Genomic DNA, 12,855 nt, shown 5'->3' with positions numbered 1-12,855 from the left:
AGTATAAGGCACCACCACCTTTTTAAACTTCATCTCAAAGCCCCGTCCATGGAGCTGTTTTACCGCGTGAGCTTTCAGGAAGTGGTGGCGGACGCTTTAAGCTTAGTTGAGGAGCGCGAGCTCTCATCGAAGCACGCGCTTGAGAGGGTCTTTAAGCGGGTAGCTGGGAAAGACCGCGAGAAGGCGCGCGGACTGGCTCACGCCTACGTCTTCGAGATAGAGAAGTGGAGAAAAAAGGTAGACTTCATAATAAACTCCGTCCTCAAAGGCTCAACGGTCGAAGACCTCGACCCCTACCTGGCCAACCTCCTGAGGATAGGCACCTTTGAAATCCACTTCCGGAAAGTTCCGCCTGCTATAGCGACCGACTCAATAATCCGGGTAGTTAAGGAGCGCTTTGATTTCTCCCGCGCCAAGTTCGTGAACGCACTGATGCACTCGATAGAGAAGTTTGACGTGGAGAAGGCACTTAAGAGGCTCAAGGAGAGGGACAGGATAGAATGGCTCTCCGTCCGATTCTCCCATCCGAGGTGGTACGTCGAGTACGCTATAGACCTCCTTGGTTACGACGAAGCTGTCCGTTTGCTCCTCAGCAACAACAAAGCTCAGCGCTACTACGTGAGGGCAAACACCCTCAAGACGGACGTTGATTCCCTCCGCGATTACCTTGAGGAGAACGGCGTGAGGACAGCCTTAACTCCCGTTCCGGACGTGCTGAAGGTCCTCGAATACAGAACACCGGTAACGAGGCTCGACTGGTACCGGGAAGGGAAGTTCGTTATCCAGGATTTGGCCTCTGCATATGTCGCACACGTTTTGGCCCCAGAGCCAGGTGAGAGGGTTCTGGATTTGGCGGCCGCACCGGGGAGCAAGACCTTCCATGCCGCCGCTCTAATGGAGAACAAAGGAGAGATAATCGCGATTGACTACTCCTACGACAGGCTCATGCGCATGAGGGAGAAGATGAAGCTCCTCGGAATCAAAAACGTCAAGCTTGTTCACGCCGACGGCCAGAGCTTCAGGGATAAAGAGAAGTTCGACAAAATCATCCTCGATGCGCCGTGTTCAAGCTCGGGAACCTACCGGCAGTTCCCTGAGGTGAAATGGCGCTTCAACGAGGAGAAAATCAAGCGCATAATAAACGTCCAGAGGAACATGCTCCGCAATGCTTACGAGAACCTTCGCGACGGCGGTGAGATGACCTACTCTACGTGTTCGATTAGAATAGACGAGGACGAGGAGAACGTTCTGTTTGCCATTGAGAGAGTCGGGCTTGAGCTGATGGAGTATCCTTTCGGCTGGGGCGACCGGGGCTTCCTTGAAATCGGCGATAAAGTCTTTAGAGCGTGGACGCACAGGCACGACTGCAACAGCTTTTTTATCGCAAAATTGAGAAAAGAAAAGGGCTAACTGCCCTCAAGCTCTTTTATGGCTTCCAGAAGCATGTAAACGGCGTTTCTTTCGGTGACGTAGGCCCTTCTAACGAGGTGCATCTTCGGATACGTCGGTATGGCCCCCCAGACGCGGAGCTTTATGTCGTCGAGGTTGTCGGTGTTCCAGGCTTCCATTATCATCTGAGTTGCGTTCTCGTGAAGTTCTTTCGCCAGCGAAAGTGTCTCGTTGTCAACACCTGCAGCCGTGGCGTTGGCGTATACCTCGTCAAACTCATCGTGTAGTTTGAAGAAGTACATCGTCCAGACCTGAGCAACTGCCATCATACGGTTGTACACAAAGAAAGACTGGGGAACGTCGAACTTAAGGTCATCGATCAGGACAGCGGTATCCACTATGGAATCCCCTGAATCGGCTATCTCGAACACTACAGTTATTTCCTTCCCCTGCCAAGAGGAGACGTCCACAGAGGCCATGTAAGTGTAGTTCATTATTGAATAGAGGTACACTCCATCGTTATCTGAGTCAGTATCACGAACGTAAGGCCCTAATATTCCTACGTAGGGCACTTCACCGTTTGGAAGCTTTGCGGCGGGTATCCTGGTGCCGTCGGGGAAAAGTACGTATGAATAAAAGAAGTCCTGATAATCCTCGTCGTCGGGATACTCATCGGTCAAAAGTCTCCACTTGAAGAACAGCTTATTTGCCCCGTAAGGTACCCTGAGGACTATTTTAAGGGTGGCAACGTCGTAGGCATCCGCTCCGGTGGCGGGATGCCCTCCTTCAATGTAAACTCCCTCAACATCTTCAATATCGTAGGTATTGTTTCCTGTTATCACGTACCTCGCATCACCTGAGCTGAGGATTATGTAGGAATCCCCATCCACGGGAAAACCGGCCGCTGGAATACTCGTTACCAAAATCTGCTCGTCAACACCGTGAAATTCGGCACTCACGAGGGAGCTTTCAAAGCTGGGATTCAGAATGGCCATAACTTCATCCGTCGCGTCTCTCGTAACAACGTCACCGTACGTGGCAGTAACGTGACCCAGAGAAATCCCGCCGAGAAGCAGGATCAAAATCAAAACTAGGGTGTAGCTTTTATTCCGCATGTTAGGTTCACCCAGTCTTAATTATGAACGTCCAACTATTTAACATTTTTCAAAATCCCAGTAGAAGTTTTTAAAGTACTAAAGAGGCTTCCTCCTAACCCGCCCCCAGGGTTTTTCCTCTTCAAATATCTCGGCCGTGAAGCGGTAGACCTTCGTGTCCTCGTCGAGCCAGCAGTCGGGTGGAAGGCCGGCCTTCCAGCAGGTCTGGGCTAAAAACTCCTCCTCGTCCCAGCCCCACTCTATCGGAACCTGTGGGAGTAGTAAACCAGAGTAAATTCCCTTCTCGACTATCAGACCGTCCCTACCGACCTTAATCTTCTTCGGCCTTTCTTCCGGCGGTCCCTCAATTGGCTCAGGTGGCGTCAGGACGCTCACCTCAATAACCAGGTCATTCAGCTCGCTCTCCCTCACTGGCGGGAAGCGCGGGTCGTCGACAGCAGCGTATATGGCGGCCTTTATAGTAGCCTCAACCAGGGGATATATCGGCAAAGGGAAGCCTATGCATCCCCTTAGTGCCATCTGGGGCGGTGAATGGCGCTTGTTGATGGTCACGAAGACGCCCATCTTCTCCCACAGCTCCGGGGGCGTATCCTCTGGCGGTTTTATCGTTCTGCCGTTTCTAACGTACTCCTCTATAGCTCTCCTTGCGAGCCTGACGAGGAACTCCCCCCATTCGTCCTTGATCCTGTACATCCCCCTCACCCTTGGCTCCTACGGTGGGAAGGGTTATTTACCTTTCCCGCAAAGCTTAAAAAATTGCCGAAGGAAGTTAAGTCGGGTGTCGAAAGTGGTGATAGTTGAGTTCGTTATAGTTCCCCTCGGGGAGAGAAGTCTGAGCAGGTACATCGCCGAGGTGGTAAAGCTTTTAGAGAGAAAGGGTGTTAAATATCAATTGACACCGATGGCAACTATAATAGAGGTTCCAACCGTGAGGGAAGCTTTCAATATAATCGAGGAGGCGCACGAGCTGGTATTCAAACTCGGCGCTTCGAGGGTTTCAACGACCGTGAGGATCGATGACAGACGCGACAAGCGCGTTCGCATGGAAGACAAGGTGAAATCAGTCCTCGAAAAGGCGAGGGGTGATTGAGATCAAAGCACTGATTCTCGCTATAGACCGCGATGATGATTTTGGACAGAAAGCCGGCGTTGAGGGGCCGGTCATCGGGCGAGAGGCCTGCATAGATGCAGCTTTAAAGCTCAGTCTGGCCGACCCAGAGGACAGCGACGCCAACGTTGTCTATGCCGCCGTTAAGCTGTACGAGAGCCTGCGGGAGAGCGGGGACTTCGATGACGTTGAAGTTGCACTGATAACCGGACACCCCAAAGTGGGGGTTAAGAGCGACCTGGAACTGGCCAAACAGCTGGAGCTGGTTCTTGAGAGGTTTCCGGCAGATGGCGTCATCACAGTAACAGACGGCGCCGAAGACGAGCAGATATTCCCGATAATAACCTCAAAGGTGCCGATAATAAGCTCCCACCGCGTCGTGGTCAAACAGAGCGAAGGCATAGAAACGACCTACTACATCATCTACCGCTACCTGAGGGAAATACTCAGCGACCCGGAGGTTGCGAAGGTAGTCCTCGGAATCCCAGGAATGATACTCCTGCTCTACGGGATAGCGCGCCTCATCGGCGTCTGGTATCCCGAGAGCGTAAAGATAATCTCCGCCACGATAACAGGTACGATACTCCTCTTCATCGGCGGCTACTTCTTCACCAAGGGCTTCCGGTTCAACTTCAGAGAGACCATAGCAAAGCAGTTCATCTTTGTCATATCCGTCATCGCGGGCGCTCTCATAATCGGCGGCGGTGCCATAAACGCCTACTTCAGACTGGAGGAGTACGCAAAGGAGATAATAGGCGGCTGGCCGGGAACGCCACTTCTGGCAACGCTCATCTACATAAACGCCATGGCGGCTCCGCTGATAATTGGAATCTCCGTGATGATAATGGGAAAGACCATCCAGGCCTATCTAAAGAGAGATTATCATATCTGGTACCATATCTCAGCACTCCTACTGATGCCCGCACTCTGGATAACCATCGACCTGACGACCAGGTACGCGATGGCAATACTCACGATATCCGACATCGATGTTTTCGCGAAGTTCCTGCTTGCCCTCGCGGATGTCGCCATTGCGGTTCTCGTTGGAATATACATGAGGGGAAAAGTTAGGGGATGGGAGAGAGTTGAGACTGGAACGAGCGCTTGATGAGTATGAAAAGAGGAAGAAGAAGGCCGAGAAAGAAGTCGAAAAGGTCAGAAAGAAGTACAGGAAGAACCTTGAGAAGAGAATCCAGGAGATTCTAAAGAGAATAAACTCTCTGGAGAAGAAGGACGTTCCCAAAAACGTGGACGACAAGATAAAGAAAATCGTAACCGCGGAGAAGAAGAACTACGTCACGGCATTGAGGAATGCACTGAGCAGTATAAGTGACATGGAGGACCTCGGAAAGCGCCTTCCGGATTTAGCCAGGCTCCACGTAGGACACGGAAAGTATCTCCTCATAATCTTCGAGAAGGATGTTTACGCGATAAACAGGCTTCTGAAGGAGCTCAACGATGAGTATATGAGATACTACAACGAGCTGGGTAGAAAGGGGCTGCCCAACCTCAGACTTAGGGAGCTCCTTAAGGAAGAGGAGATAACGAGGGAAAGAATTGCCACCGCGGAGAAGGAGAAGCTGAAGCTGGAGAAGGAGCTGGAAGCAAAGAAAGAGGAGTTGGATGAGTTCTACAGGGAACATGGGTTGGGGGAGCTTGAGGCGAATATAAAAAGTCTCTCCTCATCGCTCCGAACTGTCGAAATGGAAGTCCGCTCGAAGGCCTCGAAGCTCCAGAAACCAATAAAGCGGATGCGCCTCCACGAGCCGATAGCGGACGAACTCGTGAGGGATAGTTCCGTGGCTATCAAGAAGCCGGACGAGTCAATTTCCCTGCTCCAGAGGATATACCCAAGGCTCGACGGCAAATACAAGAAAACCGCCCAGTGGTTGATAGAGAATCTCAAAGAGAGGGCAGATGCCATCGAAAGGGAGAGGAAGAGGCTCTCCGAACTTGAAAGGAAGAGGGACGAGATTCTGGCCAAAGGGGAGGCCATGAAAAAGGAAATCTGGGAGATTCAGAGGCTCATCGAAGAGAAGGAAGCCGAAATACGGAAGCTCAAGCGTAAGCTTGAGCACCTGGAGAAGGAGCTGGATGAGAACCTGGCAAAGCTCGAGGATATCCTCGGGACGAAAATCGAGCGATAGGTTTATGAATTAGGTTCCCCTAATTCTTTTGGGTGATGAGCATGTTTAAAGTTGACAGGCTTCGATTCGGCACCGCAGGAATACCCATCTCAACCCCAAAACGTTCAACTATAGACGGAATAATCCACGTGAGAAACCTCGGGCTCGATGCGATGGAGCTTGAGTTCGTCAGGGGGGTCAATCTAAAACCGGAGCTGGCCAAGAAAATAAAGTACGTGGCGAAGAAGCACGACGTTCTCCTGACGGCCCACGCACCTTACTACATCAACCTCAACGCGACCGAGAAGGCCAAGATCGAGGCCAGCAAGAGGAGAATAATCCAGAGCGCCGAGCGGCTCCATGAAGCGGGCGGCTGGAGTGTTGTTTTCCACGCCGGTTACTACCTCAAGCAGGACCCTGCGAAGGTCTACGAAAAAATCAAAGGCGAGATAAAGGACATCGTAAAGAACCTTCAGGACAGAGGCATAGAGGTGTGGATAAGGCCCGAGCTGACCGGCAAGCCAACCCAGTTCGGAGACCTGATGGAGCTGGTGAAGCTGAGCGAAGAGATAGAGATGGTCCTGCCGACGATAGACTTCGCCCACGCCCATGCCAGGAACAAAGGCAAATGCAACAGCGTTGAAGAATGGCGTGAGATGCTCTCCTTGATGGAGGACCGCCTTGGAAGAGATGCCTTAGACAACATGCACATCCACATAAGCGGCATAAACTATACAGCAAAGGGGGAGAGGAACCACTTGAACCTTGGGGAAAGCGACATGAACTGGGAGGATTTGCTCAGGGTCCTCAAGGAGTTCCGCGTTAAGGGCGTCGTCATAAGCGAAAGCCCGAACATCGAAGGCGATGCAATCCTGATGAAGAAGAAATACGAGGAGATACCGATTTAAGCCCTCTCAATCCTCCCGTATCTTTCCATGATCTCCACAAGCCTATCAACCGGAAGGGCGTAGCGGATCCTGCCGTTTCTGCCCTCCATCGTCCTGGCCTGCAGGAGGGAATTTATTATCGCCTCCTCCGTGGAATCCGCCACTGCTATAAAGAGCCTGTTGAGCGCGTCGTCGGGCAAGAAGCCTATTGACTGGACTTCCTTACCGCCCGGGACGGTCTGGGCCGTCGAGAAGGCCAGGACTATGTCCCCGCTCCCGTTGTGACCGTAGGAGCCTGTCCTGGCAAGCCCCAGAACTGCCCTCTTTGCCAGTCTGGCCAGCTGGCGAGAGGTTAAGGGCGCGTCTGTGGCGATTACAATCGATATGCTCCCCCTCATGGAGAGCCCCCTTCCGGGATAGTCTTTCAGCTCAAGGCCGACGGGAGCGCCCGCTATGATTAAATCTTCCCTCTTGCCAAAGTTGCTGAGGACGAGTGACGCAACGGTGTACTCCTCGCCACCAACCTCAACAATCCTAGAGGATGACCCTATACCGCCCTTGAACTCAAAGGCGCTCATACCGGTGCCAGCTCCAACCGAACCTTCCTCGAAGTCGAGTGAAGCGTTTTTGAAGGCCTCAAAGACGTGTTCCTCCTTAACGGCACGCTTTTTATTATCGTTCAGGTAGCCATCGTTGCACTCCATCACGAGGGGATTGACAGATATCCCTTCGGGGTTCTCTTTGGCCCAGAGGCTTATCAGCGCGTCCGCAACGCGGTAGCCGTTGAGCGTGCTGGTTAAAGCTATTGGAGTTTCGAGATAGCCGAGCTCTTCCACCTGGATAAACCCGATCGGTTTGGAAAAGCCGTTGAAGGTGTAAACCCCCGCGAAGAGCCTCTCCCTGAAGGGGTTCCCCACCGGCGGGACGAGGACTGTAACTCCAGTTCTAATATCGTCTCCCTCGATTATCGTTGAGTTGCCAACCTTAACCCCCAGGTCGGCTATTGAATTTCTCCTTCCGTGCTCGTAGCGACCTATCCTTATCCCCAGCTCGGGAGCCTTCATGGTATCACCGGTGATAAATAGCATGCCGGATTTAACAACCTTGCCCAATCAAGACTTATAAACCTACAAAACCGAGTTGTCCCCATGGGGTCAAGGCTCTCGAAGCTCTTCCTGCTCATCCCGCTGGTCTTCCTCGTGGTCTTCTTCTACGTCCCGTTAGCCAGTATTCTAAAAACCGGCCTCTGGGAGAACGGCCTCACCCTTAGGCACATCTCCGCCGTTCTGGCCAACGACTACCACAGGAGGGTCATAGCCTTCACGATAGGGCAGGCGATAGCCTCAACCCTCCTTACCCTTGCACTCGGCCTTCCCGGGGCGTACATATTCGCCCGCTATGATTTTCCGGGAAAGGGCACCATAAAGGCGATTCTAACCGTCCCGTTCGTCATGCCCAGCGTGATGGTGGCCCTTGGCTACATACTCCTATTCGGAAAAAGCGGCTTCATAACCGGGCTCATAGGCCGAGACCTTGGAATCCTCTACTCCTGGAAGGGAATCCTCCTCGCCCACGCCTTCTACAACTTCCCTATAGTTATCCGCATGGTCTCGTCGCTTTGGCAGCGCGTTAATCCTCACTACGAGGAGGCGGCGATGGCACTCGGGGCCAAAGGCTGGACGCTCTTCAGAAAGGTTACCCTCCCGATGATTTCCCCGGCGATTTTTGCCTCCGCGATGCTGACTTTTGTCTTCTGCTTCCTGAGCTTCTCGATTCCCCTCATTATCGGCGGCTACCGCTATGCCACCATAGAGGTGGACATCTTCACCTCGATAATGGTGCTCCTGGACTTCAAGACCGGCTCGGCACTGGCAATAATCCAGATAATCCTGAGCATGGGCTTCATGTACCTCTATCTTAGGGCGCTTGATGCATACGCCAAGCGCGAGGAGCAGCGCGTATTTAGAAAGCCCCGCCCCTTCACGAGGCGTGACTGGCTGAGCCTCAAGGGACTGTTCGTTGGGGTCTATTCCATAATCATCTTCCTCTTCATAGTTTCCCCGCTCTTAGCTGTCCTCTACGACTCCCTGCGCTTCAATGATGCCTGGAGCCTCGAATGGTACCGGAGGATATTCTCGACCGAGTACAACCCGATGTTCGGGGCGACAACGCTCGACGCGGTAAGGAACTCCCTGACCTTCGGCCTGGCGACGATATTTCTGTCTGTTCTCGTTGCTCTGCCAATAGCCTACGCCCTCCACCGCTGGGACTTTAAGGCCAAAAGGCTCTTTGACGTCCTGGTTATGCTCCCGCTGGCGAGTTCAGCCATAACCCTCGGTCTGGGATACATAAGGGTCTTCCACAGCACGAGGCTCTACTTCACCGCCTGGATAATCATCGCCGCCCACACCGTCATAGCCTATCCCTTCGTCTTAAGGGCGGTTTCCACCTCCTTAAAGAAGATACGACCGAACCTCTGGGAGGCGGCGCTGAGCCTGGGAGCCAAAGAGTGGAAGGCCTTCCTGAGGGTGGAGCTTCCGCTGGCTTTGGGTGGGGTCATCGTCGGCGCGATATTCGCCTTCGCCATGAGCATAGCCGAGCTGGGAGCGACCTACATGCTGGCCAAACCAGAGTACACCACCATGACCGTGGCCATATACAAGTTCCTCGGGGCGAGGCAGTTCGGCTCTGCTTCTGCCCTATCAGTTCTCCTTATGGCGGTTTCAACGCTCAGTTTCCTGATAATCGAGAGGGTAGGTGAGGAAGTATGGTGAGGGTAGAGCTGCGAGGAGTCCTCAAGGAGTGGGAGGATTTCCGGCTTGAGATAAGCGAGTTGGAAGTTAAGGACGGCGAGTTTCTCACGCTCCTCGGGCCTAGCGGCTGCGGAAAGACCACGACGCTCAGAATGATAGCGGGCTTTGAAAAGCCGGATAAGGGAGAGATATTATTCGATGGAAGGCCAGTGAACGATCTGCCCCCCTACGAGCGCGGGATAGGCATAGTCTTCCAGGACTACGCGCTGTTTCCACACATGACGGTCTTCAAAAACATCGCCTTCGGGCTGGAGATGAAAAAGCTCCCGAAGGCCGAAATCGAAAGGAAGGTGAGATGGGCGCTTGAGCTGGTCGGCCTTTCTGGATTAGAAAACCGCTATCCGGAGCAGTTGAGCGGTGGACAACAGCAGCGCGTAGCTCTCGCGAGGGCTTTGGTGGTTGAGCCCGATGTGCTACTCCTGGACGAGCCCCTCAGCAACCTCGACGCCAAGATAAGGGAGCGTTTGAGGGGAGAGATAAAGAGAATCCAGCGCGAGCTCGGCATAACGACGATATACGTCACCCACGACCAGGAGGAGGCGATGGCGGTAAGCGACAGGATTGCCGTTATGAACTTTGGAAGAGTTGAGCAGGTAGGGAAACCGCTGGAGCTCTACTACCGTCCAAAGACCGAGTTCGTGGCGCGCTTTCTGGGCTTAAGCAACATACTGGAGCTTAAAGCGGAAAACGGGAGGGCCTGTCTCAATAACTTGTGCTTTGACGTCGGAAGAGAGGGGAAGGTGAGAATCTTCTTCAGGCCGGAGAGTGCCTACGTAAAACCCGGCGATACCGCCGAAATCATCGACTACGAACTCCTGCCGGGGAGGATAAGGCTCAAGCTTGAAATCGAAGGCAGTGTTATCCTCGCGGAGCGCTTCCTCGACGAGCTGCCCTTCATCGTGGAGGAGATACCAGCGAGGGTAGATGTCGAGGTGAGGAACTTCTCGGTGCTCGAAGCGGAGTGAGATGCAGTTTAACTCACTGCCATTAAACCTCTCACTCTTAACAATGGAAATGATTAAATAGGAGATCCCCAACATAGAGCAGGTGGGGATAGTGAGGAGGACCCTTGCTGGCGCGTTATTGCTGGTCCTTGCACTGGCGATAATGGCGGTTCTGGTGGGAGACAGTTTCCATCCAAGCACACGGAAGGAAAACCCGCCGATGAACCAATCAGACGTTACGTGTTACCTCAACGTTAGTTCCAAGACCCCTAAAAACGCCCAAATCAGCGGGTGGATAGACAATAGAATCACCGAAGTAACCAACGGCTCCGAAATCACACTGAAGGACTGGTTCGCCGTTTACCCCCACATGAACCACACCTCCCCACCCGAAGGCTGGAACGCCTACCTCATCTACTGGCCGGAGAAGTTCAACCTGACTGTGCCGTGCTCCATGGGAGGCTTTACAATGGCCCTGGTGGGAAGGGAGAGCGGGCAATCCTTCTACCAGGCAGCTTTGATTAACGAGACTTTTCCCAAACACGAAATGGAGTGCTGGGATGGAAGAAAAGGGCGGTGGTTGGAACTGCCGCCGGGAAAGGCCTACTTCGCGGTCAAGTTCATTCCAACGGCCAACGCAACCTGGAAATTTACTGTCTTGACTCCAACCAAGACCTGGACTGACTTCAAGGACTATCACCTCTTCCTTGAGACTCCGGTAGAGCTGAACGCAACCTGCACCTGTCCTGTAGAAACGCTGATTGAGAGGTTCGATGCTTCCATCAAATCCCAGGGCTTCGAAGAGACCGAACTCTGGACCACACCCAGGGAAAACGACTGCTTCAAGCCCCTCAGCGTTAAACTCTACCGCAAAGGTGAACGGTACCTCTACGTGGAGTTCGCCCAGGTGAAGGGTCTGGACCTGGTCAGGGTTCTCATGATACTCGCTGAGGAAAAGGAAGTCGTGAAGGCCTACGCGGAAGGTTTCACCGCGGTGGGCGGTGAGGGTTAAGGTTCCGCCCGTCCAAATAGTGCCTACGTTCCGTCTTCCTTTTCTTTGACATTTTTACGTCAAAAAAATCTTTAAAAAAGCAAGTTATTAGCAAAAATCAGTCAACTCAAGGGGTGAAACTCATGGGATGGTTTGAGAACTACTTCGAGTTTGATAGGCACGGCACGGATATGAAAACCGAAGTGCTCGCCGGAATGACTACCTTCATGACCATGGCCTACATCCTCTTCGTGAACCCAGCTATACTCAGCGATGCCATGGGTAAGGAGGCATTCAATTCACTCGTCGCCGTCACAGCTCTGGCCGCTGGCTTCGCGACCATTCTGATGGGCCTCTACGCCAAGAAGCCCTTCGCCCTCGCCCCGGGAATGGGGTTAAACGCTTACTTCGCCTACAGCGTTGTTCTGGGAATGGGCTACGACTGGCGCGTTGCCCTCGCCGCGGTCTTCGTTGAGGGTTTAATCTTCATCGCCCTCAGCGTCACCAAGGTGAGGAGCGCAATAATCCATGCGATACCCATAAGTCAGAAGTATGCGATAGGAGCCGGCATAGGTCTCTTCCTGACCTTCATAGGTCTGAACGACGTGGGTCTCCTCACGGCGGTCGTGAATGACGCGGGAGTACTTCAGTTCACGGGACTCAACGCCTCTGCACTGACCAGCGGTGAAATACTGCTCTTCTTCTTCGGCCTGTTCCTGACGATGGTTCTTATAGCCCTCCGCGTTAAGGGCTCACTGCTCATCTCAATCCTCGCCACGAGCATTATCGGCTGGGTCACCGGCCTGGCCCCCTGGCCCGAGCACCTGTTCTCAACGCCGGACATCAGCTACACCTTCATGCAGATGGACCTCCAGGGCCTTCTCAACGTCGGTGCGATAGGAGTAGTGTTCGCCTTCTTCATGGTGGACTTCTTTGACACGCTGGGAACTGTTACGGGCCTGAGCGCCAAGGCAGGTTTTCTGACTAGAGAGGGCAAGGTTCCCGACGCCGAAAAGGTTCTCCTCACAGATGCTATAGGCACCACCGTGGGAGCAGTCCTCGGAACCTCAACCGTCACGACCTACATCGAGAGCGCGGCCGGAATAGAGGAGGGCGGGAGGACTGGGATGACGGCGCTCGTCACCGGCCTGCTCTTCCTTGGCATAGGCCTCTTCATAGCACCGCTGGCTCAGGCCATACCGGCCTTCGCAACGGCTCCGGCACTCGTCATAGTGGGTTACTACATGCTGAGCGCCATCAAGGAAGTGAACTTCACGGACCACACCGAGGCGATTCCAGCCTTCCTCGTGCTCATAACCATACCCTACACCTACTCGATAGCCGATGGAATAGGCATAGGCTTCATCAGCTACACGATACTCAAGCTCTTCAGTGGCAGAAAAGAGGAGATACACCCGTTGATGTACGTCCTGTCTCTGATATTCGTGGCGTACTTCGCCTACCTCGGCGGGGTCTTTTGAT

Annotated in this window: 12 protein-coding genes; 9 read left to right on the top strand and 3 right to left on the bottom strand. The window is 53.3% G+C overall.

Annotation, left to right across the window (positions count from 1 at the left end; translation table 11 throughout):
• The first annotated feature begins 48 nt into the window (after positions 1 to 48).
• Positions 49 to 1,410 carry an RsmB/NOP family class I SAM-dependent RNA methyltransferase gene (locus tag E3E25_RS01230; RefSeq protein ID WP_167891516.1) on the top strand — a complete coding sequence of 454 codons (1,362 nt, stop codon included), beginning with the start codon at positions 49 to 51 and terminating at the stop codon, positions 1,408 to 1,410.
• Here E3E25_RS01230 and E3E25_RS01225 read toward each other — a convergent pair.
• Positions 1,407 to 2,504 (bottom strand): hypothetical protein, encoded by a 1,098-nt coding sequence (locus E3E25_RS01225; RefSeq protein ID WP_167891515.1) that lies wholly within the window; start codon positions 2,502 to 2,504, stop codon positions 1,407 to 1,409. The genes E3E25_RS01230 and E3E25_RS01225 overlap by 4 nt on opposite strands.
• A 78-nt stretch (positions 2,505 to 2,582) precedes the next feature.
• Positions 2,583 to 3,197: a TIGR00296 family protein gene (locus tag E3E25_RS01220; protein ID WP_167891514.1), complete on the bottom strand. Its 615-nt coding sequence runs from the start codon at positions 3,195 to 3,197 to the stop codon at positions 2,583 to 2,585.
• A gap of 94 nt (positions 3,198 to 3,291) precedes the next feature.
• On the opposite strand from E3E25_RS01220, the gene E3E25_RS01215 reads away from it, so the two are divergent.
• Genes E3E25_RS01215 through E3E25_RS01200 form a run of 4 tightly spaced genes read left to right on the top strand, consistent with a single transcriptional unit; the run spans position 3,292 to position 6,646 of the window.
• Positions 3,292 to 3,594 (top strand): MTH1187 family thiamine-binding protein, encoded by a 303-nt coding sequence (locus tag E3E25_RS01215; RefSeq protein ID WP_167892566.1) that lies wholly within the window; start codon positions 3,292 to 3,294, stop codon positions 3,592 to 3,594.
• Positions 3,587 to 4,720 carry a DUF373 family protein gene (locus tag E3E25_RS01210; protein ID WP_370456630.1) on the top strand — a complete coding sequence of 378 codons (1,134 nt, stop codon included), beginning with the start codon at positions 3,587 to 3,589 and terminating at the stop codon, positions 4,718 to 4,720. Before E3E25_RS01215 ends, E3E25_RS01210 begins: the two co-directional genes overlap by 8 nt.
• On the top strand, positions 4,698 to 5,759 hold the full coding sequence (locus E3E25_RS01205; RefSeq protein WP_167891513.1) for a hypothetical protein: 1,062 nt from the start codon (positions 4,698 to 4,700) through the stop codon (positions 5,757 to 5,759). The genes E3E25_RS01210 and E3E25_RS01205 overlap by 23 nt, the downstream gene beginning before the upstream one ends.
• A gap of 41 nt (positions 5,760 to 5,800) precedes the next feature.
• Positions 5,801 to 6,646, top strand: a complete 846-nt coding sequence (locus E3E25_RS01200) for a deoxyribonuclease IV (RefSeq protein ID WP_167892565.1) — start codon at positions 5,801 to 5,803, stop codon at positions 6,644 to 6,646.
• Here E3E25_RS01200 and E3E25_RS01195 read toward each other — a convergent pair.
• The gene (locus tag E3E25_RS01195) at positions 6,643 to 7,689 is read right to left on the bottom strand and encodes a P1 family peptidase (protein ID WP_167891512.1); all 1,047 of its coding nucleotides are present in this window, start codon (positions 7,687 to 7,689) and stop codon (positions 6,643 to 6,645) included. The genes E3E25_RS01200 and E3E25_RS01195 overlap by 4 nt on opposite strands.
• Before the next feature lie 84 nt (positions 7,690 to 7,773).
• Between E3E25_RS01195 and E3E25_RS01190 the strand changes: the two genes are divergently transcribed.
• The 4 genes from E3E25_RS01190 (at position 7,774) to E3E25_RS01175 (ending at position 12,854) form a co-directional block, all read left to right on the top strand.
• Complete coding sequence (locus E3E25_RS01190) at positions 7,774 to 9,399, top strand: iron ABC transporter permease (RefSeq protein ID WP_167891511.1); 1,626 nt, start codon at positions 7,774 to 7,776, stop codon at positions 9,397 to 9,399.
• Entirely contained in the window at positions 9,393 to 10,403 is a 1,011-nt protein-coding gene (locus tag E3E25_RS01185) for an ABC transporter ATP-binding protein (RefSeq protein WP_167891510.1), read from the top strand. Before E3E25_RS01190 ends, E3E25_RS01185 begins: the two co-directional genes overlap by 7 nt.
• 82 nt (positions 10,404 to 10,485) lie before the next feature.
• Entirely contained in the window at positions 10,486 to 11,394 is a 909-nt protein-coding gene (locus tag E3E25_RS01180; protein WP_370456629.1) for a hypothetical protein, read from the top strand.
• A 122-nt stretch (positions 11,395 to 11,516) separates the two neighbouring features.
• Positions 11,517 to 12,854: an NCS2 family permease gene (locus E3E25_RS01175; RefSeq protein WP_167891509.1), complete on the top strand. Its 1,338-nt coding sequence runs from the start codon at positions 11,517 to 11,519 to the stop codon at positions 12,852 to 12,854.
• The last annotated feature ends 1 nt before the right edge of the window (position 12,855 follow it).

The organism is Thermococcus sp. MAR1 (assembly GCF_012027305.1).
Taxonomy (GTDB): domain Archaea; phylum Methanobacteriota_B; class Thermococci; order Thermococcales; family Thermococcaceae; genus Thermococcus.
The sequence above is the reverse complement of the archived record's forward strand: the minus strand, read 5'-3'. Positions and strand labels throughout refer to the sequence as shown.

Bases quoted from the DNA above. Each gene is read 5' to 3' on its own strand.
- E3E25_RS01230 (WP_167891516.1), top strand. From the start codon at position 49: ATGGAGCTGTTTTACCGCGTGAGCTTTCAGGAAGTGGTGGCGGACGCT.
- E3E25_RS01225 (WP_167891515.1), bottom strand. From the start codon at position 2,504: ATGCGGAATAAAAGCTACACCCTAGTTTTGATTTTGATCCTGCTTCTC.
- E3E25_RS01220 (WP_167891514.1), bottom strand. From the start codon at position 3,197: ATGTACAGGATCAAGGACGAATGGGGGGAGTTCCTCGTCAGGCTCGCA.
- E3E25_RS01200 (WP_167892565.1), top strand. From the start codon at position 5,801: ATGTTTAAAGTTGACAGGCTTCGATTCGGCACCGCAGGAATACCCATC.
- E3E25_RS01195 (WP_167891512.1), bottom strand. From the start codon at position 7,689: ATGAAGGCTCCCGAGCTGGGGATAAGGATAGGTCGCTACGAGCACGGA.
- E3E25_RS01190 (WP_167891511.1), top strand. From the start codon at position 7,774: ATGGGGTCAAGGCTCTCGAAGCTCTTCCTGCTCATCCCGCTGGTCTTC.
- E3E25_RS01185 (WP_167891510.1), top strand. From the start codon at position 9,393: ATGGTGAGGGTAGAGCTGCGAGGAGTCCTCAAGGAGTGGGAGGATTTC.
- E3E25_RS01175 (WP_167891509.1), top strand. From the start codon at position 11,517: ATGGGATGGTTTGAGAACTACTTCGAGTTTGATAGGCACGGCACGGAT.